A 20,717-nucleotide genomic window follows, 5' to 3' on the forward strand; every position below is an offset into this window, starting at 1 on the left:
CTCCTCGGCCAGATCCACTTGCGGGGCGCTCGCCGGATAACCGGCGAAATCGGCCGCGCCTTCGACGCTGAGGGTCGGCAAACCATCCGGGATCGGCAAGCGCTCCAGCAGGTGATCCTGGGTCAGCAGCAGCCACGCGCCGCTGTCCTGCATCATGTAGCGCAGGCGGTCCTGGGGGTATTCGATGTCCAGCGGCACATAGACCCCACCGGCCTTGAGCACCGCCAGGAAGGCCACCATGATCTCCGCGCAGCGCGGCATGGCGATGGCCACCCGCACCTCCGGGCCCACTCCCAGCTCGATCAGCTTGTGCGCCAGTTGGTTGGCTTGCGTATCCAGCTCGCGGTAGCTCAGGCGTTGCTCGGCGAAGAACACCGCTGGCGCATCCGGAGCCTTGGCCGCCTGGTCGGCGAACAGTTGATGGACAAAGCGGTGAGTCGGGTAGACCACATCGGTGTGGTCCCACTCCTCGCGGATGCGCCGCTGCTCGTCCTGGTTCAGCATCAGCAGCTCGCCGATCGCTTGCTGCGGCTCGAGCATGCCCTGCAGCAGGTTTCGCCAATGATCGGCAAGGCGCGCGATAGTCGAAACCTCAAACAGCTCGCCGGCGTAGATGAACGATGCATTGATCCCGGCGTCAGTCTCCAGGGTCTCCAGGGTCAGGTCGAATTGCGCCGTGCCGCCCTGCAGGACCATTTCTTGCGCCACAAGCCCTGGCAGGCTGGTGCCATCGGTACTTTCTCCGGCGATGCTCAAATGGTTGTACATCACCTGGAACAGCGGGTTCTGGTCCAGCGCGCGCTGCGGCTTGAGGGCATCCACCAGGCGATCGAATGGCAGGTCCTGGTGGGCTTGGGCGGCCAGCGCGGTCGCCTTCACCTGACGCAGCAACTGCCCTACGACCAGGCTCGGCGCCAGGTCGACGCGCATGACCAGGGTATTGACGAAGAAACCCATCACGCCTTCCATTTCCTGGTGGCGTCGATTGCTCACCGGAACCCCGATGCGGATATCCGGTTGATCCGAGTAGCGATGGAGCAAGAGCGCGAAGGACCCGAGGAACAGCTGGAACAGCGTCATGTCGTGGGCCTGGGCCAAGCGGCGCAGCCCTTGCTCCAGATCCACCGGCAAACGCAACCCCAAACGCTCCTGCCGATGGGTGACCAGCGCCTGGCGCGGGTGATCCACCGGCAGCTCCAGCACCGGGTGTTCCAACCCCAGTTGCTCACGCCAGTAGTCCAGCTGGCGCTGCTGTTCTCCTTGCTCGAGCCAGGCTCGATGCCAGCTGGCATAGTCAGCGTACTGCACGCTCAACTCATCGAACTGCGCAACATGTCCCTGGACGAAGCCGCGGTAGAGCGCAACGAATTCCCGCGCCAGCACACTCATGGATGCACCATCGGAAATGATGTGGTGCAGCGTCACCACCAACAGGCAGTCCTGCTCCGCAATCTGCAGGACGCGGGCCCGACACAGCGGCCCGCGCTCCAGATCGAACAACTCCTGGGTCTCTGCCAGGGCGCGAGCCCGGATCGCCTCGTGGGACAGGCCCGGGGCAAGACTCTCCCAAGCCAGGGCAATTTCGCCTTGAGGGTGTACGACCTGGCACAGGGAGTCCTGGTTCTGGGTAAAAGTGGTGCGGAAGGCTTCATGGCGCTGTACCAGGACCTGGAAGGTCTGCCGCAGTGCCTCCGGGTCCAATACCCCCTGGAGCCGCACGATGATCGGCGTGTGATAAGCAGTGCTGTGCGGGTGCATCTGCCAGAATAACCACTGCCGCTGCTGGGCATGGGACACCGGCAGCGGCACCCCACGCTGCACGGCCTCGATGGCCGGCAGGCTAGCGGCGGCACAGTTCTGCACCTGCTCGACGAACTCGTCCAGGCGCGCCGTCTCGAACAGCACGCGCAAGGGCACATCAGCCGACAACAGCCGCCGCACGCGAGAGATAATCTGGGTCGCCAGCAATGAATGGCCGCCCAGGGCAAAGAAGTTGTCACCCAGGCCTACGCGCTCGACCTTGAGTACCTCTTGCCAGATCGACGCAATCCGCTGTTGCAGTTCGCTGACCGGCGCCACATGGACCTCAACCGATACCTGCTGTTGCAACGCAGGCAATGCCCGCGTATCCAGCTTGCCGTTCGGAGTCAGCGGCATGTGCTCCAGCGCCACGAAATGCATGGGCACCATGTAGTCCGGCAACGTTGTGGCCAGTTGCCGGCGAATCTCCTGCCAGGCTTCCTCCGCCACCAGCCCCCCGACCAGTACGACATAGGCCGCCACTTGCGGCTCATCGGCCGGCCGTACCACCTGCGCCACCGCATCCTCGACCCCGGGCAGTTGCTTGAGGGCAGTGGTGATCTCACCCAGCTCGATACGGTAACCACGAATCTTCACCTGATGGTCGATTCGCCCCAGGTAATCGAGCATGCCATCGTCCAGGTAACGCGCCAGATCCCCGGTCCGGTACAGGCGCTGGCCATCGCTGAAGGGGTCAGGGACAAAGCGCTCGGCAGTCAGTGCCGCCCGGCGATGATAGCCACGCGCCAGTCCAGCCCCGCCCAGGTAGAGCTCGGCAGGAGTGCCGGCGGCCACCGGTTGTAACGATGCATCCAGTACATGGGCACGCACGTTGGCCAGGGGCAATCCCAGGGGCACCACGGCTCGCGCATCATCCACCACGTCAGCGGCCATGGTCAGGGCGCCCACCGTGGTTTCCGTCGGCCCGTAATGGTTGAACACCGCGCATTCTGGTGCCAATGCCTTGATTCTCGCGACCAACCCGGCGGGGCAAGCCTCCCCTCCCAGTACCAGGCACTGTCTTGGCAAGGAACGCGCCGGCTGCTCGCACCCCATCAGCGCCAGCAGATGCGAAGGGACGATCTTCAACACATCGATCTGCCGCACATGCAGATAGGCCGAAAAGGCCTCGGCATCCAAGCCGGTATCCAGATCGATGATATGCAGGCAACTACCGGAGCACAGGGCGCCGAACAACGTGGTATGCCCCAGGTCAGCGGCAATGGTCGAGACCACCGCCATATTGCGCGCAGCCCCCAGGGGCAGGCGCTGGATGATCGCCTGCACGTAGTTGGCCAGGGCCCCATGGGAAATGCTGACGCCCTTGGCCGTGCCAGTGGAACCTGAGGTGTAGATCGAGTACGCCAGGTTCGCCGCCTCGACCCGCGGTAGCGTGACCGAATGACCAACAATCGGGGCCCAGCTATCCGGGCGGTCCAGCAACAGGACACTGACCTGGCTTGCCATGGGCAAACGATCCTGGACCCGGGACTCGCTCAACAACAGACGCACGCCACTGTCCTCGAGCATATGGCCCAGGCGCTGTTCGGGATATTGCGGGTCCAGCGGCACATAGGCACCACCGGCCTTGAGTACCGCCAGCAAACCGACCACCATTTCCAGCGAGCGCTCCACGGCGATGCCCACCGGCACCTCCGGCCCCACTCCACGCGCCAGGAGAGCCACGGCCAGTCGATCGGCTTGCTGTTCCAGCTCGCGGTAGGTCAATGCGCGCTCACCGAATACCAGGGCCGGCGCATCGGGCTGCAAACGAACCTGCTCACTGAACAGGTCGAGCACCGAATCGGCGCTGAATGACTGGACCGTTCCGGCGCCCCGATCCAGGGTTTCGCGGACCTGGCCGGCATCGAGTAGCGTCAGCTCGGCAATCACCGAGTGCGGCTCGCGCACCATCGCCCACAGCAGGTTCTGCCAATGCCCCGCCATGCGCTCGATGGTCGACTGCTCGAAGAGCTGGCAGTCGTAGGTGAAAGCCGCTTGCAGGCGACCACCGCGCTCGAAGGTATCCAGCGTCAGGTCGAACTGTACGGTTCGCTCGTTACGCGGCAGTGCCTGCACCTCCAGCCCCGAACGGCTGCGCAAGGTGGCCAGCTCGGTAACCTGCGGCTGATGGTTGTAAAGCACTTGGAACAAGGGGCTGTGGCTCAGGCTGCGCTCCAGCTGCAACGCCTCCACCAGGCGTTCGAAAGGCAACTCCTGATGAGCCTGCGCGCCCAGGGTGGTCTCGCGGATATCGGCCAGCAGTTGCTCTACCGTCAACTGCGGGCTCAACTCCGTACGCAACACCTGGGTATTGACGAAAAAGCCGATCAAGCCTTCGGCTTCCTGGCGCGTGCGGTTGGCGATCGGCACACCGACACGGATATCCTGCTGACCGCTGTAGCGAGACAGCAGCAGCTTGAACCCAGTCAGCAATACGGCAAACAGCGTCACTCCCTGCTTGCGGGCCAAGACACCCAACTGCTGGGCCAGGGAAGGGTCCAGGTCGAGGTCCAGGCGCCGCCCCTGACGACTGGAATGGGCCTGGCGCGGATGATCGGTTGGCAGCTGCAGAACCGGATGCTCGTCCCCAAGCTTCGCCCGCCAGTACTCCAACTGCCGCTCCTGCTCTCCCGCCTCCAGCCAGCTGCGCTGCCACAAGGCATAGTCGCGGTACTGGATCGGCAAGGCCTGGACATCAAGGGGCTCTCCCTCGACCAAGGCATCGTAGGCGCGCAGGAATTCCTCGATCAGCACCCCCATCGACCAACCATCAGCAACGATGTGGTGCAAGGTCAGGAGCATGACATGCTCCTGCTCCCCCAACTCCAACACACAAACCCGTAGCAACGGCCCTTGCTGCAGATCGAAAGGCCGGCGAGCCTCGGCATCGGCCCGCAGCTGTACTTCAGCCTCGCGCTGTTCGGGAGCGAGCCCACACAGATCCTGGTGGTCGATAGCCACCCGGGCCTCCAGGATGACTTGCCGAGGCTCGTCTTCTTCCAGACGAAACACCGTGCGCAGACTCTCGTGGCGAGCCAGCAACCAATCGAAGGCCCGGGCCAGCAGCCCGCGATCCAAAGGTCCTCGCAGGCGGACAGCGTTCGGCAGGTTGTAAGCGGCACTCTGCGGATCGAGCTGCCAAAGGAACCACATGCGCTGCTGCGCATAGGACAGCGCCTGGCGGCCAGGTACAGCGACCTCCGCAGGAATAGGCAGCAGAGAGAAGTCGACACCTTCCTTGTCCAGCGCCTTCAAGAACAGCCGACGCTTTTCCAGCGGCAGTTCAATGAATCTACGGGCGAGCTTCAAGGAGTCTTCTGCATTCATCGGGAGTCATCCGTACTTACTTGTTGGGTATCGGGCACTAGCCCAGTCATCCCTACGGAACGGATGAAGCCCCGGGAAAATTAACCCCGCGCACCGCCCAAACGACCAATGCGCATGCCTCTACGGGCCACTGGAGGGACAGCGGTGGCGGTAAATCCACCCAGTAATCCTTCGTTTCTTCTTCAATCCTTCCAGCAGCAGGTAATGCCCATGTCCTCCGCCCAATCGCTGACCGACATCCTCGCCCAAGGCTTGCGCAAACTGACCGGTATCGACCGGCCAAAACCCAAGGGTTACCGGGTGATCAACGTCGAACTCAAGCAGCGCATCGACCTCAGCCCCTCCCTGGTACGCCTGGTATTCAGCGGCGAGGACATCGCCCAGGCCCGCACCCTGGCCCCGGACCAACGCATCAAGCTGCTGTTTCCCGCCGCCGATGGCAGCCTGCCGCAGTTGCCGGTGGAGGGCGACTGGCATGCCGCGCGGCGCAAGCTGCCGAGCGAGCAGCAACCGCCGATGCGCACCTACACCATCCGCGAGCTGCGCCTGCAGCCGGCGGAACTGGACGTGGACTTCGTGTTGCACGGGGTCAACGGGCCGGCCTCGAGCTGGGCGACCTGCGCGCAACCTGGCGACCGCTTGCAGATGGTGGTGCCGAACAAGGCCTTCAGCGGCGACCCCGGCGGTTATGAATGGCAACCGCCGGCGGGCATCCGCAAGGTGCTGCTGATGGGCGACGAAACCGCCCTGCCGGCCATCGCCGGGATTCTCGATGAGCTCAAGGAGTATCCGGACTACCCGGATGTGCAGGTGTTCATCGAGGTGCCCCACGAGAGCGACTGCATCGACCTGCATTGTCATCCGCTGACCCGGCTGAGCTGGCTGCCCCGCGACATGCTCGACGCCCGCCATGGCGAACCCCTGATCCACGCCGCCCGAGAGCTGGCCGAACTACCGCCACCCAGCGCCGGAAGGCGACCGGTCAAGGCCGGGCGGGACGATGAAGAGCGGCCCTGGGAAACCGCAGCGCCGGCGGACAACCAGTTCTATGCCTGGGTGGCCGGAGAATCGGCCACGGTGATGAGCATCCGCCGCCACCTGATCAATGAGCGCGGCCAGGAGCGGCGCAACCTGACCTTGATGGGCTATTGGCGCATGGGCACGTCCCTGGGCTGAACCCTGCTCTACCGGCTGCGCACCCTGCACAGCCGGCAACAGGGCTACAAGGACAGCGCGACGGGGGCCAGGTGACGGCGCCGGTGCACATCCAGATGTCCCTTGACCAGGCTCAGCACCTTGGCTTCGTGTTCGTGGATGAAGAAATGCCCGCCGGCGAGCATGTCCACCGAGAACCCGCCATGGGTCTCCTTGCTCCAGCCGATCAACTGTTCGGTGGTGGCGCGATCGGCCTTGCCGCCCAGCACGTGCACCGGGCAATTGAGCAACGGGCGCTGCACAGGCCGGAAGCGCCCGCACAACAGGAAGTCGGCCCGCAGGATCGGCAACGTCAGGCTCATCAGCTCCTGGTTGGCCAACACTTCTTCGCTGGTGCCGTTGAGGGTGCGCAGTTGCTCGATCAGTTGTGCATCGGTCTTGGGCTCGGCAAAACCGCGGTCGTATTCGGTGCGCAAGGTCGGCGCCGCGGTTCCCGAGGCGAACAGCGCCACCGGCTCCGGGCAACCCAGGGCCCGCAGGGCATGGGCCAGCTCGCAGGCCAGCAGGGCTCCCAGGCTATGGCCGAACAAGGCATAGGGTGGCCGCAACGTAGCCTGGATTTCTCCGGCCAGCTGCCTGGCCAGCTCGCGCATGTCGGTGTGCAGGGGTTCGGCGTAGCGGGCACCACGCCCGGGCAATTCCACCGGCGACAGCTGCAGCCACTCCGGCAGCTTGCGCCGCCAGCGGCTGTAGACCATGGCGCTGGCTCCAGAGTACGGCAGGCATAGCAGGTTCAACTGGGTCACGGTTTTCCCTCGGCAGATGATCGGTCGGCAGCCCCTGCAAGACTGCCGCGCCAGCCAAGGCCGGGGAACGCTGGCTCCCGTGGCTGGCGCTCTTTGCAGGGGCTCCAGAGAAACAACGCGGCGCAGCGTGGACAAATTAGTCCCTTCGTCGTTTCAGCGCAGGCTGCGATAGCTCTGCAAGGCCGCCACCAGCACCACCGCACCGCCAGCCAGGGCCAGCCAGAAGCCGCTGCGGGCGCCGAACTGGTCCACCAGGCCGCCGGCACCGGCGGCCCCCAGGGCCACGCCCACCCCCAGGCCGGTGACCAGCCAGGTCAGGCCCTCGGTCAGCTTGGCCGGCGGCACGATGCGCTCCACCAGGGCCATGGCGACGATCAGGGTCGGGGAGAAGAACAACCCGGCGACGAACACCGCCAGCGACAAGCCGAGGATGTTGCCGGCCAGCAGCAGCGGCAAGGTGGTCACCGCAGTGGCGATACCGCTGTACATGAACAGCCGGGGCAGCGGCGTGGCCAATTTCAAGGCACCGAAGGCGATCCCCGCCAGGCACGAACCGGTGGCGTACATCGACAGCACGATGCTCGCCGCCGCCGGCTGGCCCTGTTGCTGGGCGAAGGCCACGCTGACCACATCCACCACGCCGACGATGACGCCCATGGCGGTCATCAGCAGCAACAGCAGGCGGATCTGCGCCGAACGGATGATCGAGCCCGAATGCTGTTCGTCATGGGGATGGACCGGCGGCTCGGTGGACTTCTGCACCACGAACAGCGCTACCCCCAGCGCCAGCATCAGCAGCGCCACCAGCGGTCCGGCCTCGGGAAACAGGCCGACGCTGAGACCGACCGAGATCGGCGGGCCGACGATGAAGCACACCTCGTCCAGCACCGACTCCAGGGCGTAGGCGGTCTGCAACTGCGGCTGGCCCCGGTACAGCTCGGTCCAGCGGGCCCGGACCATGGCCGACATGCTGGGCATGCAGCCGGCCAGGGCGGCGCAAAGGAACAGTGCCCAGTGCGGCGCCTGCAAGCGGGTGCACAGCAACAGCGCCAGCAAGGCGCCGCCGCCCAGCCCGGCCGCCAAAGGCAGGACCCGACCCTGGCCGAAGCGATCCACCAGGCGCGAGACCTGGGGCGCACAGAACGCCGTGGCCAGGGCGAAGGTAGCCGCCACCGAACCGGCCAGGGCGTAGCCGCCGTGCAATTGCGCCAGCATGGTGATCAGGCCGATGCCGGTCATGGAGATCGGCATCCGCGCGATCATGCCGGCCAGCACGAACGCCCGGCTGCCGGGGGCCTTGAACAACTCGCGGTAGGGGTTTGCCATGTACAACGACTCCTTGGGGGTCCTCAGGGCGGCTTTGCAGTAGCTACACATACGCCGCGTATGTTAAAAAGCATGAAAACATACGCCGCGTATGTCAATCCATCATGTGTTGGAGAATTGTTTTCATGAGCAGCCGCCCGCGCGCCGAAATGATCGAAGCCACCCGCGCCAAGCTGATTGCCAGTGCCCGCCTGGCCTTTGCCCGCCTGGGCTACGCCAAGACTTCCATGGACGACCTGACCGCCGAAGCCGGGCTGACCCGAGGTGCCTTGTATCACCACTTCGGTGACAAGCAAGGCCTGCTGGCCGCAGTGGTGGAGCAGATCGACAGCGAGATGGACGCCCGCCTGGACCGAGTCAGCGACCAGGCCGGCGATCCCTGGGAAGGTTTTACCCGGCGCTGCCGGGCCTACCTGGAGATGGCCCAGGAGCCGGAAATCCGGCGCATCGTCCTGCAAGACGCCCGGGCCGTGCTCGGCGAACGCCTGCCGGACCAGGAACACTGCATCGACTCCCTGGGCCGGCGCCTGCAAACCCTGGCCGAGGCCGGGATCATCAGCCCCGCGCCAAGCCAGGCCCTGGCCCGCCTGGTCAATGGCAGCCTGGTGGACACCGCGCTGTGGATCGCCGCCGACGCAGCGCCCGGACAACGCCTGGAACAAGCGCTGCTGGGCCTGGAACTGCTGCTGCGGGGATTGCGCGCCAAACCCTGAAATGAACTCCCGAGACGCTGCGCAGGTCAGCTCAACAGAAGCCGGGCGTCCTCGCCTGGCCTGACCTTCGCCCCGCTCATCGCCTGTGGCATGGGCCTGAACCCGGAGTCTTGCGGCCATGGCTGAGCAGCATCCTGCGACCCAGCGTCCCATCGACGCCCACGGCATCATCGGCGACATGCGCAGCGCCGCCCTGGTGGACGACCAGGGCAGCATCGACTTCTTCTGCTGGCCGGAATTCGACAGCCCGACGATCTTCTGCGCCCTGCTGGACAGCCCCAGCGCCGGGATCTTCCAGCTGGCGCCAGCGCTGGCCAATGCCCGCCGCCAGCAGATCTACCTGCCCGACAGCAACGTCCTGCAGACCCGCTGGCTGGGCAACGAGGCGGTGGTGGAAGTCACCGACCTGCTGGCTATCGATGAAGACGTCGAGCTACTGCCGCTGCTGATCCGCCGGGTCCGGGTGGTCAGCGGCCAGGCCAGGCTGCACTTGCACTGCGCGCCACGGCTGGATTACGCCAGGGCCACCACCCAGGCACGGATGGACGGCGCCGCGGTGTGCTTCCAGGCCCCTGGCCAGCCCGGCCTGCGCCTGATGGGCGACCGGCCGCTGCAACTGGAACAGGACGCGGCCGTGGCCGAATTCGTGCTGGAACAAGGCCAGAGCGCCGAATTCATCCTCGGCGGCAGCGACGATCCGCGGGTGCAGTGCGGCGCCGGCGACCTGCACCTGAGCCGCACCCTGAGGTTCTGGCGCGATTGGATCGGGCGCTCCAACTACCGCGGGCGCTGGCGCGAGATGGTCAATCGCTCGGCCCTGGCGCTCAAGCTGCTGACCTCCAGGCGTCATGGCGCGATTCTCGCCGCGGCGACCTTCGGCCTGCCGGAAAGCCCGGGCGGGATACGCAACTGGGACTATCGCTACACCTGGGTGCGCGATGCTTCGTTCACCGTCTACGCCTTCATGCGCCTGGGCTACGTCGAGGAAGCCAACGCCTACATGCGCTGGCTGCGCGGGCGGGTCAGCGACTGCCATGGCAAGCCGACGAAACTCAACGTCCTGTATGGCATCGACGGGCGCCAGGAGCTGCCGGAAGTGCAGCTTGCGCACCTGTCCGGCCACGGCGGCGCACAGCCGGTGCGCATCGGCAACCAGGCCTACGAACAAGTGCAGCTGGACATCTTCGGCGAGCTGCTGGATGCGGTGTACCTGGTGAACAAGTACGGCGAAGGGATCTCCCACGAGGGTTGGAAACACACGGTGCAGGTGGTGGACCGGGTGTGCGCCGGCTGGCAGCACAAGGATGTGGGAATCTGGGAGATGCGCGGCGAGCAGCATCACTTCCTGCATTCGCGGCTGATGTGCTGGGTGGCGGTGGACCGGGCCATCCGCCTGGCCTCCAAGCGCTCGCTGCCAGCGCCCTTCGCCCGCTGGGACCAGGCCCGCCAGGCCATCTACGACGACATCTGGAGCCAGTTCTGGAACGAAGAGCGCGGGCACTTCGTCCAGCACATCGGCAGCACCGCCCTGGACGGCTCGATGTTGTTGATGCCGCTGGTGCGTTTCGTCGGTGCCCGTGATCCACGCTGGCTGTCCACCCTGGAAGCCATCGAGAACAGCCTGGTGCGCGACGGCATGGTCTACCGCTACCGCAACGACGACAGCCGGATCGACGGCCTGGACGGTACCGAGGGCGCGTTCGCCGCCTGCTCGTTCTGGTACGTCGAATGCCTGGCCCGGGCCGGGCGCCTGGAGCAGGCGCACCTGGAGTTCGAGCAATTGCTGCGTTATGCCAACCCCCTGGGCCTGTACGCCGAGGAGTTCGACCCCCACGGCCGCCACTTGGGCAATACGCCCCAGGCCCTGACCCACCTGGCGCTGATCAGCGCGGCCTGCTTCCTCGATCGGCGCTTGAGCGGCGACAAGGAGGTCTGGCAACCTTGAGCGCCGCCTGTGAGCACAGGCACCCTCCTCCCCCGGCCCAATGGATGTGCCCATGCCCGACTCACCGATCATCGCCGTGATGATCCATGCCGCCGACTGGCGCGCCGCCACCGACTGGTACGCCCAGGCGTTTCCCCTGGCCCGCCGGGTGCGGCATGAGCCCGACGATTTCGGGCACCTGCAACTGGGCGAGCTGGCGCTGGAAATCGTCCCCAGCGACGCCAAGGTCGGCCAGGGCCCGGCGGGCAGCGTGGTGTACTGGCGCGTCGCCGATCTGCCCGGCGAGCTGCAGCGCCTGGAGGCCCTGGGCGGCCGCTTGTATCGCGGCCCCATGGCCATCGAAGGTGGCGAGTGGATCTGCCAGGTGCAGGATCCCTGGGGCAACTGCATCGGCCTGCGCCAGCCGGCGCCCTTGGCCTGAGGTGAAAAATGGCGCACCTCTTTCAAGCAGCGTGTCCACAGCACCGACCTGCAAGTGAAGCCGGTGCGGCGAGCGACACCGCGCTAGAATCCGCCCCTCGACTTTCCCCTGGGGCCCCCTCATGAGCCTGGAGTTGCACCTTGAAGCCGACAAACGCCTGACCACGGCGCTGCTCGGCCGTCTGCTGGAGGGTCTTGCGGGAGCCGAAATGGCCCCAGCGTCCGGAGGCCTGCAGGCGACCTTCCCATCAGGGCTGAGCCTTGACAACGAGGATTCGAACCTGGAGCCCGAAATCCGCGCCGAAGACCGCAAAGGCTGCGACTTCGCCGTCGGCCTGCGCTGCTACTTGCGCATCAAGGGCCCCGAACCCGAGGGCCACAGCGCCCTGGATGACCTGCGACGACTGCTGGACAGCATTGCCCAGAACAGCGAGGCGCTGTTCATCCTCTCGTTCCAGTACGAATCCACGCTCTACTGGCGCGACGCCGACGGTCTGCATGAAGCCTGAGCCACGAAACCACCACGAGTGACACCACCCCGATGAAAACACTGGTCGCCCTGTTTGCCCTGCTGTTCAGCAACGTCGCCCTGTGCGCCTCGTTCAGCGACTCCCCCGAAGCTCTGGTGCGCCAGTTCATTGCCGACTATCAGCAGTGGAGCGACAACGCCAGCGCACGCCAGCCGGTGGACGCGCCCCTGCAATCGCTCGACCTGGCGCAGCAGGAGTACGCCCGGTTGCTGGCCAAGTTCTGCCTGCCGGGCTTCCAGGGCCAGCCGATTGCCTTCACCTCCCCGGCCAGCCACGGCACGGGCTATGAGCAAGTTCTCTCGAGCAGCCGTACCGGTGATCGCGCGCTGGTGAAAACCCGGGCGATCACGCCCGGTACGGGGTTTGCCGCCGATTACCACTACCAGCTGATCTTCCGTGACCAGCGCTGGTACCTCAGCGAAGTGTTCTACGTGGACGATGAGGGCCAGTACGAATCGCTGTAGATCACCTGCAAGCCATTTTTACGCTAGGGTGTTGCGAGCCACCGAACTCCGGAGTCGCCATGCCCAGCCCAGCCGCCCTGCATCACGCCACCACTGCCAGCCTGCATATCGCCTACGAGGAACACGGCCCGCGTGGGGGCGAGCCGGTGATCCTGCTGCACGGTTTTCCCTACGATCCACGGGCCTACGACGAGATCGCCCCGCCCCTGGCCGAACGCGGTTATCGAGTGATCGTGCCGTACTTGCGCGGCTATGGGCCGACGCGCTTCACCCACCCGGGGATCATGCGCTCCGGGCAACAGGCGGCACTGGCCCAGGACCTGCTGGAGCTGATGGATGCCCTGCAACTGCCCACGGCCACCCTGGCCGGCTACGACTGGGGCGGACGCGCAGCGTGCATCGTCGCGGCACTCTGGCCGCACCGGGTGCGCGGCCTGATGAGCGCCGACGGCTACAACATCCAGGACATCGCCAAGGCCTGTGAGCCCCGGGCTCCGGAAACCGAGCTGCGGCTCTGGTACCAGTACTACTTCAATACCCAGCGCGGGGTGGACGGCCTGCGCGCCAACCGCCGGGAATTCTGCGAGCTGCTGTGGCGCCTGTGGTCGCCGACCTGGCAACAAGGGCCCGGGCTCTATGGGTTGAGCGCGCCGTCCTTGGACAACCCGGATTTCGTCGAGGTGGTGATCCACTCCTATCGTCATCGCTTCGGCTACGCCCCGGGCGATCCGGCGCTGGAACCCATCGAGCAGGCACTGCTGGCCCAGCCGCCGATCCAGGTGCCGACCATCGCCCTGTGCGGCGCCGACGATGGCGTCGGCGCGCCACTGGTGCCGGACCCCGACGGCCCGCAGTTCACCCGCGGTTATGAACGGCGGATCTTGCCCGGGGTCGGCCACAACGTGCCCCAGGAGGCGCCGCAAGCCACCCTCGAGGCCCTGCTGGAGCTGCTGCAAGACGCTTGAAGAGCGCGACTGGCGCACGCCATGGCGGGGGAAAAATCGGTACACTGCGCGGCCTCGATCCCCCCACAGGACATGGAATGTTATCCGCCGCCTCTTCTTCACGCCCTGGCCTGCGCCGGGGCCTGGTGCTCTGGCTGTACGCCGCCGGCGCCGGCCACTTGCTCGCCGGCCTACTGCTGACCTGGGCCGGCCACCAGGCGCTGTTCAACGACTACCTGGCCACTATCGAACAAGCCTTCTGGGGCGCCGCCGCCCCGGCGCCGGCCCGGGCCCAGCAGGTCTGGTGGCTGGGCCTGTTCGGCGCCACCCTGCAAAGCTACGCCCTGTACCTGCTGGCTCTGGTGTACCTGGGCGATCGCCTGCGCGCGCCGGCGGCCTGGGCCTGGCTGATGGCCGGGATCGTCCTCTGGGCGCCCCAGGACATGTGGCTGTCCTGGCAGGTGGGCATGTCGTCCCATCTGTGGATCGACAGCTTCGCCCTGCTGGTACTGCTACCACCTTTGGCCTGGCTGTACCGCCACGACCGCCTTACCTCTCGCTCTCTTTCGTAAAAGGATTTCATCATCGTGGCTGACTTGCCGTTCCTGCAGTGGGCCGTCGCCCTGCTGCTCGCCCAAGGGGTGCTGGGCGCCCTGGACACCCTCTACCACCACGAACTCACCGTGGCCCTGCCGCAACGCCACAGCGCGCGCAAGGAACTGAGCATCCATGCCCTGCGCTCGTGCTTCTACGGCGTGCTGTTCATGGGCATCGCCCACCTGGCGTTCCAGGGCATCTGGGCGCTGGTGATCGCGCTGCTGTTCGCCCTGGAGATCGGCCTGACCCTGTGGGACTTCGTGGTCGAGGACCGCAGCCGCAAGCTGCCGGCCATCGAGCGCATCATGCACACGGTGCTGGCGATCAACGCCGGCGCCTTCTTCGCCTTGTACGGCCTGCAACTGCTGGAATGGTCGCGCTTGCCCAGCGCCCTGACCCCTATCGACCTGGGCTGGCAGGGCTGGGCCCTGAGCCTGTTCGCCGTGGGCGTGAGCGCCTCGGGGATTCGCGATGGCCTGGCGGCCCTGCGCCTGCAACGCCAGGGGCAGGCGATCAATCCGTTCACCGGCGGCGCAGGCAAGCGGGTGCTGGTCACCGGCGGCACCGGCTTCATCGGCGAAGCGCTGGTCAACCAGTTGCTCGACGCCGGCCACACGGTCAGCGTGCTGGCCCGGGACCCCTTGCGCGCCGCCTACCTGTTCGACGGTCGCGCCCGCTGCCTGCGCTCCCTGGACAAGCTGGGCCATGGCGAAGCGTTCGACGTGATCATCAACCTGGCCGGCGCCCCGGTGGCCGGGCCGCGCTGGTCGGCCAAGCGCCAGGCACAACTGCTGGCCAGCCGGGTCGGCACCACCGAAGGCCTGCTCAATTGGCTGCAACACGCCCAGCACAAGCCGGCGCTGTGGATCCAGGCCTCGGCCATCGGCTTCTACGGGGTGCGCGATGCCAGCCAGGAACTGGATGAAGACGCCGCGCGCGGCGAAGGCTTCATGGCGGATTTGTGCGCTCGCTGGGAGTCCTCGGCCGAGCCCGCCAAACGCTTCGGCGTACGCCAGGTGGTGCTGCGCCTGGGTATCGTGTTCGGCCCCGGCGGCGCCCTCAAGCCGTTGCTGATGCCCTTCTACTTCGGTTTTGGCGGGCGCATGGGCGATGGTCGGCAGATCATGAGCTGGGTGCACCGCGACGATGTGCTGCAAGTGATGGCCCGCGCCATGCGCGATGAATCCCTGGAGGGCACCTACAACCTGGTGGCCCCGGATGCCGTGAGCCAGGGGCAGTTCGCCGACAGCGTCGGCCAGTTGCTCAAGCGCCCGGTATGGCTGCATGTACCCGCAGCGCCGGTGCGGGCCCTGGCCGGGGAAATGGCCCAGCTGTTCTTCGATGGCCAGAAGGTGGTGCCGGCGCGGCTGTTGCAGGCCGGCTACCGCTTCCGCTACCCGACCCTGGACAGCGCCCTGCGCGACCTGGCCTGAACCGAGGAGCCTCGATGAGCAAGCCCCTGTTGTACTTGCTGGCGGGTAACGGCAGCGCCAGCGACTGGTGGGACGATGCCGTACCGCACTTTCGCCATTATCGAGTGCAAACCCTGGAACTGCCGGGGTTCGGCGACAACCCTCAGCCACCGTGCGACGACCTGGGGCAATACGCCGAGGCCCTGCTGGCGCTGACCGCCCCGGGCAACGCCATCGTCGCCGTGGGCATCAGCGCCCTGGTGGTGCTGCACGCCTTGCAGCGCCGTCCCGGGCACTTCTCCCGCAGCGTGCTGCTGTCGCCGGTGGGGGCCTTCCTCTGGCAGCGGCGCCTGCCGGCGTTGATGTCGCCACTGCCGGTGCGGCTGTTGATCCACCGTTTGCTCAGTCAGCGTCCGGCCTGGTTCGCCCACAAGTTCTCGCGTCAGCGCTGGAGCCCCCAGCAGTACCGGCGCATGGGCGCAGGTTATGCCCGCTGCCGGGCCTTCGTGCCGCTGTGGGAGCAATTGCGGGCCGACACCGCGCTGCCGCTGCTGGAGTGGATCGAAGACCCGGTGGAGCTGGTCTGGGGTGATCAGGACCAACTGCTCGGCAGCGCCCAGGCCGCGGCCTGGAGCGCGATCCTGGCCCGCGCCGACCTGCGGGTCAGCCTGCGTCCGGGTTGGGGCCACTACCCGTGGATCGATGCGCCGGCCGAGTTCGTCGCCTGGCTCGAGGCGCCCAACGATGGCTTCGTCGCCCACACCAAGGGCGGGCGCCTGCATCTTGCGCAATGGGCCGGCCAGCCGGTACCGGCCGCACTGAGCCTGGACAGCGCCGAGGATCCGCGCCTGCCATCGCTGCTGGCCAGCCAGCCCGATGCCCTGTGGGCCGTGCGCTCCTCCAGCTATGGCGAAGACCAGGCCGACTCGGCCAACGCCGGGTTCAGCACCACCTACCTGCGGGTGGCCGCCAGCGAAGTGGCGCCACGCATCGACGAGCTGCGCCAGAGCGGGGTCGAGGAAGTGGTGGTGCAGCGTTTCGTCCAGCCGGTGCTGTCGGGGATCGCCTTCGTGCGCCACCTGGCAGTGGAACTGGAATGGGTCGAGGGCCACCTGGAAAGCCTCGCCGATGGCCAGGCCAGCCCCGAGCGGGCGGTGCTGTCGCGCCTGGGCCCGGCATGGGAAAGCGGCACCTTCGCCACCCGCCACGGCCTGTCTGCCAAGGCCTTGTGGGACTTTCTGCAAGGGGTGCTGAAGGTTTTCCACTACGTCCCCGGCGACATCGAGTGGGCCTGGGATGGCCAGCAACTGTGGCTGCTGCAATACCGCCCGATCAGCGACTACGGCTGGCGCCGGCACCTGACCGCGGCCAACATCGCCGAGATCCTGCCACCGCAACCCAGCCGCTTCGTCGAGTACGGCCAGCGCCGGGCAGCAGCCAGCATCCCGGCGATCATGGCCCGCTGGGACAGCCGGGTACTGGAGAACAACGAGCCGTTTACCGCCCTGTTCGGTGGCGCCTCCTACATCAACAACGACCTGTTCCTGGCGCGCCTGGCGGATTGGGGTCTGCCCTCCTCCGGTTATGCCGCCGAAGTCGGTGGCGCGGCCCCGGCCCTGCCCTTGCGCCCCCTGCGCCTGCTGCGCTCGCTACCACGCCTGCTGCGCATGCAGTTCATCGCCCGCAGCCACCTGCTGACCCTGGAGCCGGGCCTGCGGCGCTTCGAACGGGAACTGGCGCAACTGCGCGAGGCCGGGGCCTCGGGCCAGCAACTGGCGGACTGGTTCAGCCGCTTCTACGTGTTCGTGGTCCAGGGCAACCTGTGCATCGCCACGGCCCTGGCCAGCAGCGGTGGCGCCCTGCTCGGTCGCCCGCCCACCGCCTACGACAACCTGGAGCACAGCCCCCATCGGTTGCCCTGGGAAACCGATCCCGGCACTGCGCGCCCGGCATGCGCGCCGCTGCCATTGCAGGCGTTCCCAAGCTGGAGCCCCGCCGTTGCCCTGGCCCATCGCCTGGGCCTGCCGGGTATGCGCGGCTACTACCTGCAAGTACGCGAATGGTACCGGGACAACCTGATGCGCCTCTTCATGGGCCTGCACCATGCACTGCCCGAGGCCGATCGCGACTACTGGTTCGCTCCCCACGAACAGGTGCGCAGTCGCGGTGGCAGCTTCTGGCAGGACGGCCGCGAAGGCAGCGAGCAGGCCAGTGGCTTCATGATCTACCCGGGCCAGGCCCAGGGCATCCTCGGGGTGGACATCCTCCTGGAGGACACCCTCGACCCCGGTCGGCATGCCCACTACCAGCAGGCGCGGGCAGTGATCGCACGCATGGGCGGGCGCCTGTCCCATGGCTCGACCCTGCTGCGGGAACTGCGCAAGCCCTCGGCGGTGCTGCCCCAGGTGGATCCGAGCTGGATGGGCCGCGAGGTGCGCTATGTCGACGGTCAACTGAACCTGGTCCAGGACTGAAGGCGGCTCAGGAGGATTCCTGGGTGGCGGCGAAACGTTCGCGATAGGCCTGGGGCGTCACGCCCAGGGCCCGCAACACGCTGCGACGCAGGGTCTCCTCACTGCCAAAACCGCACTGCACGGCAATGCGCTTGATCGACAGGCCAGTGTCGGCCAGCAAGCGGCGGGCGGTTTCCACCCGGATCAGCTCGATGGCCCGGGCCGGGGTCTGGCCGGTGTCGGCGCGGTAGTGGCGTACGAAACTGCGCTCGCTCATGGCCGCTTGCTCGGCCAGCACCGGCACCGTCAGTTCCCGGTTGAGGTTCTCGGCGATCCAGGCGTGCAGTCCATCGAAACGCCCGCCACCGTTCTGCAACGCCAGGGTCACGCTGAATTGCGCCTGCCCGCCCGGGCGCTTGAGGAACACCACCAGTTGCCGGGCCACTTCCAGGGCCGCCTCGCGCCCCAGGTCAGCCTCCACCAGGGCCAGCGCCAGGTCGATGCCGGCAGTGACCCCGGCCGACGTCCAGACCGGGCCGTCGTTGATGAAGATCGGGTTGGCCTCGACCCGCAATTGCGGATAGGCCTCGGCCAGTTGCTCGCAGCGAGTCCAGTGGGTCACTACCCGGCGGCCATCCAGCCAGCCGCTGGCCGCCAGCAGGAAAGCCCCGGTGCAGACTGAGGCCACCCGCCGTGCCGCCCCCGCCCGGGTCGCGACCCAGGCCACCAGTTGCGGGTCACGGGCAGCCGCGTAGACCCCGCCACCGCCAGCCACGATCAAGGTGTCGCAAGCCTGCTCCAGGCCCGGCAGGGGGTCGGCCAACAACGCCAGGCCCGACGAACTGAGGGTCGCCCCGCCTGGGCTTGCCACCACCCGGGGGTTATAGGGCAACGGCAACCCCCGCTCGCGGGCCCGGTCGTTGGCCGAAGCGAACACCTGCAAAGGCCCGGTGACATCCAGCAACTGGGCGTTGGTAAAAGCCAGGACAAAGACGTTTTTCGCGGTGGCAGGCATGATTGGCGTAAATCGAGGGTAGGTTGGCGTATGCGCCAAATCCTAGAAGGCTAGAGTCAGCTCGTCCACCCCATCGATACAAGGAGCTCGCAATGGCTGTGCAGATCGGTTTTCTGTTGTTCCCAGGCGTCCAGCAACTGGACCTGACTGGCCCCTATGACGTGCTGGCGGCGCTGCCGGATACGCAAGTGCATTTGCTGTGGAAGGAGCCAGGGCCGATCAACTCCAGCGCCGGGATGCTGCTGCAAGCCACCACCGGCTTCGCCGCTTGCCCGCCGCTGGATGTGCTCTGCGTACCGGGCGGGGCCGGCGTCGGGGCCTTGATGGAAGATCCACAGGTGCTGGATTTTCTCCGCCAGCAAGCCACCCAGGTGCGTTACCTGACCTCGGTCTGCACCGGTTCCCTGGTGCTCGGCGCCGCCGGCCTGCTACAGGGCAAGCGGGCCACCACCCACTGGGCCTACCACGAGTTGCTGGCGCTGCTGGGGGCCATTCCCGTCCATGAACGAGTGGTGCGCGATGGCAACCTGTTCACCGGCGGCGGCATCACCGCGGGCATCGACTTCGCCCTGACCCTGGCCGCCGAGTTGTTCGACCCACAGACCGCGCAGCGGGTGCAACTGGATCTGGAATATGCCCCGGCCCCACCCTTCGACGCTGGCAGCCCGGACACCGCCCCCGCAACCCTGGTGCAACAAGCCCGCCAGGCCACCACAGCCTCCCTGAACAAGCGCCGGGAAATCACCCTGCGCGCCGCCGCCAGGTTGCAGGCCGGCTGATCCGGCACCCTCATGCGCGGCGTACCGGGCCGTGGCGGTCGCTGGCCAGCAAGGAGTCAATGCCGCCATCGCCATAGACCCGCTCGACCCTGGAGATCACCACCTGGTAACCGGCGTACCAACGCCGGTACTGGCGCTTGGCGGCAAGGTGCCGGGGGTCGCGGGCGAAAGCCTGGATCGACGCCTCGTCCTCCCAGTAGTAGCTGGCGTTGACCAGGCCCTGGCCAGCGTTGGCCCAGGACTGGGCGCCGACGAAACCCGGCAGGCTGGCGGCAACTTCGTCGATGATCGCGCTCAGGCGCTGGAACTCTTCGTCGGCCTGGCCGGGCTTGTAGATAAAGGCGGCGATGTACATGTTCGGACTCCATTGGGGAAGAATCAGCTCGGCTGGGTCATCAGCGCCAGGCGCAAGGCCAGGGCCAGCAACACCGCCGCCAGCAGCCAGGACTGCAACCTGGCGGCACGCGCCGTACGAGCGGCGAGGCCACGGCCCAGGGCCGCACCAAAGACTCCCAGGCTGGTATGAAAGACGCCGCTGACCAGGGTCAGGACCAAGCCCAGGACCACCAGTTGCCAGGCGATGCTGCCCTGCCCGGGGCTGACGAACTGCGGCAAGAAGACCATGAAGAACAACAGCGCCTTGGGGTTGAGCAGGCTGTTGCCCATGGCCCGGACGAACACGGTGGCCAGCGGCACCCGGGGCGTGCCGGCAAGGTTCAAGCCAGCCCTGCTGCCCAGGGCCTTCCAGGCCAGCCACAAGAGGTAGGCGACCCCGGCGTAGCGAATCAGGTCCAAGGCCGGCGGCCAACTGGCCACCAGGGTGGTGACGCCGGTGGCGGTGAGCAGGGTCAGGCAGATATCCGCGACCCCGATCCCCAGCCCCGAAGCGACCCCTCCCCGCCAGCCATAGGCCATGCCCTGGCTGAGGACGAAGGCCATGTTCGGCCCCGGTGACAACAGCAACAACAGTACGGCACCGATGAAGATCGATAGGGTCGTCCAGTCCGGCATGCTTGCGCGCTCCTGCG

At 66.8% G+C, this 20,717-nt stretch carries 17 protein-coding genes; 11 read left to right on the forward strand and 6 right to left on the reverse strand.

The window, feature by feature from the left end; translation table 11 throughout:
- A partial coding sequence (locus GDH07_RS31720) for a non-ribosomal peptide synthetase (RefSeq protein WP_152899835.1) occupies positions 1–5,130 on the reverse strand: 5,130 nt, incomplete at its 3' end.
- A 210-nt stretch (positions 5,131–5,340) separates the two neighbouring features.
- Between GDH07_RS31720 and GDH07_RS31725 the strand changes: the two genes are divergently transcribed.
- Positions 5,341–6,306 (forward strand): siderophore-interacting protein, encoded by a 966-nt coding sequence (locus GDH07_RS31725; protein WP_152899836.1) that lies wholly within the window; start codon positions 5,341–5,343, stop codon positions 6,304–6,306.
- 44 nt (positions 6,307–6,350) lie between these two features.
- On the opposite strand, the gene GDH07_RS31730 is transcribed toward GDH07_RS31725, so the two are convergent.
- The gene (locus GDH07_RS31730; RefSeq protein WP_031320210.1) at positions 6,351–7,091 is read right to left on the reverse strand and encodes a thioesterase II family protein; all 741 of its coding nucleotides are present in this window, start codon (positions 7,089–7,091) and stop codon (positions 6,351–6,353) included.
- Between the two features lie 153 nt (positions 7,092–7,244).
- Positions 7,245–8,417, reverse strand: coding sequence for an MFS transporter (locus GDH07_RS31735; RefSeq protein WP_022639841.1), 1,173 nt, complete (start codon positions 8,415–8,417; stop codon positions 7,245–7,247).
- A gap of 125 nt (positions 8,418–8,542) precedes the next feature.
- On the opposite strand from GDH07_RS31735, the gene GDH07_RS31740 reads away from it, so the two are divergent.
- The 9 genes from GDH07_RS31740 (at position 8,543) to GDH07_RS31780 (ending at position 17,916) form a co-directional block, all read left to right on the forward strand.
- On the forward strand, positions 8,543–9,130 hold the full coding sequence (locus GDH07_RS31740; RefSeq protein WP_152899837.1) for a TetR/AcrR family transcriptional regulator: 588 nt from the start codon (positions 8,543–8,545) through the stop codon (positions 9,128–9,130).
- A gap of 118 nt (positions 9,131–9,248) precedes the next feature.
- Positions 9,249–11,075, forward strand: coding sequence for a glycoside hydrolase family 15 protein (locus GDH07_RS31745; RefSeq protein WP_152899838.1), 1,827 nt, complete (start codon positions 9,249–9,251; stop codon positions 11,073–11,075).
- A 52-nt stretch (positions 11,076–11,127) separates the two neighbouring features.
- A complete protein-coding gene (locus GDH07_RS31750) occupies positions 11,128–11,496 on the forward strand; it encodes a VOC family protein (RefSeq protein ID WP_152899839.1) in 369 nt (122 codons plus the stop codon).
- Positions 11,497–11,617: 121 nt separating this feature from the next.
- Positions 11,618–12,004, forward strand: a complete 387-nt coding sequence (locus GDH07_RS31755; protein WP_068582625.1) for a hypothetical protein — start codon at positions 11,618–11,620, stop codon at positions 12,002–12,004.
- 32 nt (positions 12,005–12,036) lie between these two features.
- A complete protein-coding gene (locus GDH07_RS31760) occupies positions 12,037–12,489 on the forward strand; it encodes a hypothetical protein (RefSeq protein WP_053138859.1) in 453 nt (150 codons plus the stop codon).
- Between the two features lie 59 nt (positions 12,490–12,548).
- Positions 12,549–13,454, forward strand: coding sequence for an alpha/beta fold hydrolase (locus GDH07_RS31765; protein WP_053138856.1), 906 nt, complete (start codon positions 12,549–12,551; stop codon positions 13,452–13,454).
- Between the two features lie 77 nt (positions 13,455–13,531).
- On the forward strand, positions 13,532–14,005 hold the full coding sequence (locus GDH07_RS31770; protein ID WP_022639847.1) for a hypothetical protein: 474 nt from the start codon (positions 13,532–13,534) through the stop codon (positions 14,003–14,005).
- 15 nt (positions 14,006–14,020) lie between these two features.
- Positions 14,021–15,463, forward strand: coding sequence for a TIGR01777 family oxidoreductase (locus GDH07_RS31775; protein WP_343038375.1), 1,443 nt, complete (start codon positions 14,021–14,023; stop codon positions 15,461–15,463).
- A gap of 14 nt (positions 15,464–15,477) precedes the next feature.
- Positions 15,478–17,916: an alpha/beta fold hydrolase gene (locus GDH07_RS31780; RefSeq protein WP_152899840.1), complete on the forward strand. Its 2,439-nt coding sequence runs from the start codon at positions 15,478–15,480 to the stop codon at positions 17,914–17,916.
- Between the two features lie 7 nt (positions 17,917–17,923).
- Here GDH07_RS31780 and GDH07_RS31785 read toward each other — a convergent pair whose 3' ends face one another.
- The gene (locus GDH07_RS31785; protein WP_053138846.1) at positions 17,924–18,910 is read right to left on the reverse strand and encodes a GlxA family transcriptional regulator; all 987 of its coding nucleotides are present in this window, start codon (positions 18,908–18,910) and stop codon (positions 17,924–17,926) included.
- 92 nt (positions 18,911–19,002) lie between these two features.
- On the opposite strand from GDH07_RS31785, the gene inhA reads away from it, so the two are divergent.
- Positions 19,003–19,689 (forward strand): isonitrile hydratase, encoded by a 687-nt coding sequence (inhA, locus tag GDH07_RS31790; protein ID WP_152899841.1) that lies wholly within the window; start codon positions 19,003–19,005, stop codon positions 19,687–19,689.
- Between the two features lie 10 nt (positions 19,690–19,699).
- On the opposite strand, the gene GDH07_RS31795 is transcribed toward inhA, so the two are convergent.
- Both GDH07_RS31795 and GDH07_RS31800 read right to left on the reverse strand, forming a co-directional pair.
- Entirely contained in the window at positions 19,700–20,044 is a 345-nt protein-coding gene (locus GDH07_RS31795; RefSeq protein WP_022639852.1) for an antibiotic biosynthesis monooxygenase family protein, read from the reverse strand.
- Between the two features lie 23 nt (positions 20,045–20,067).
- Entirely contained in the window at positions 20,068–20,700 is a 633-nt protein-coding gene (locus GDH07_RS31800) for a LysE family translocator (protein WP_152899842.1), read from the reverse strand.
- Positions 20,701–20,717 lie beyond the last annotated feature (17 nt).

This window comes from Pseudomonas piscis (assembly GCF_009380155.1).
In the GTDB taxonomy this organism is placed as follows: Bacteria; Pseudomonadota; Gammaproteobacteria; order Pseudomonadales; family Pseudomonadaceae; genus Aquipseudomonas; species Aquipseudomonas piscis.

Excerpts from the sequence above, each read along its gene's own strand:
- GDH07_RS31725 (WP_152899836.1), top strand. The coding sequence starts at position 5,341 with ATGTCCTCCGCCCAATCGCTGACCGACATCCTCGCCCAAGGCTTGCGC.
- GDH07_RS31735 (WP_022639841.1), bottom strand. The coding sequence starts at position 8,417 with ATGGCAAACCCCTACCGCGAGTTGTTCAAGGCCCCCGGCAGCCGGGCG.
- GDH07_RS31740 (WP_152899837.1), top strand. The coding sequence starts at position 8,543 with ATGAGCAGCCGCCCGCGCGCCGAAATGATCGAAGCCACCCGCGCCAAG.
- GDH07_RS31745 (WP_152899838.1), top strand. The coding sequence starts at position 9,249 with ATGGCTGAGCAGCATCCTGCGACCCAGCGTCCCATCGACGCCCACGGC.
- GDH07_RS31750 (WP_152899839.1), top strand. The coding sequence starts at position 11,128 with ATGCCCGACTCACCGATCATCGCCGTGATGATCCATGCCGCCGACTGG.
- GDH07_RS31755 (WP_068582625.1), top strand. The coding sequence starts at position 11,618 with ATGAGCCTGGAGTTGCACCTTGAAGCCGACAAACGCCTGACCACGGCG.
- GDH07_RS31760 (WP_053138859.1), top strand. The coding sequence starts at position 12,037 with ATGAAAACACTGGTCGCCCTGTTTGCCCTGCTGTTCAGCAACGTCGCC.
- GDH07_RS31765 (WP_053138856.1), top strand. The coding sequence starts at position 12,549 with ATGCCCAGCCCAGCCGCCCTGCATCACGCCACCACTGCCAGCCTGCAT.
- GDH07_RS31770 (WP_022639847.1), top strand. The coding sequence starts at position 13,532 with ATGTTATCCGCCGCCTCTTCTTCACGCCCTGGCCTGCGCCGGGGCCTG.
- GDH07_RS31780 (WP_152899840.1), top strand. The coding sequence starts at position 15,478 with ATGAGCAAGCCCCTGTTGTACTTGCTGGCGGGTAACGGCAGCGCCAGC.
- GDH07_RS31785 (WP_053138846.1), bottom strand. The coding sequence starts at position 18,910 with ATGCCTGCCACCGCGAAAAACGTCTTTGTCCTGGCTTTTACCAACGCC.
- inhA (WP_152899841.1), top strand. The coding sequence starts at position 19,003 with ATGGCTGTGCAGATCGGTTTTCTGTTGTTCCCAGGCGTCCAGCAACTG.
- GDH07_RS31795 (WP_022639852.1), bottom strand. The coding sequence starts at position 20,044 with ATGTACATCGCCGCCTTTATCTACAAGCCCGGCCAGGCCGACGAAGAG.
- GDH07_RS31800 (WP_152899842.1), bottom strand. The coding sequence starts at position 20,700 with ATGCCGGACTGGACGACCCTATCGATCTTCATCGGTGCCGTACTGTTG.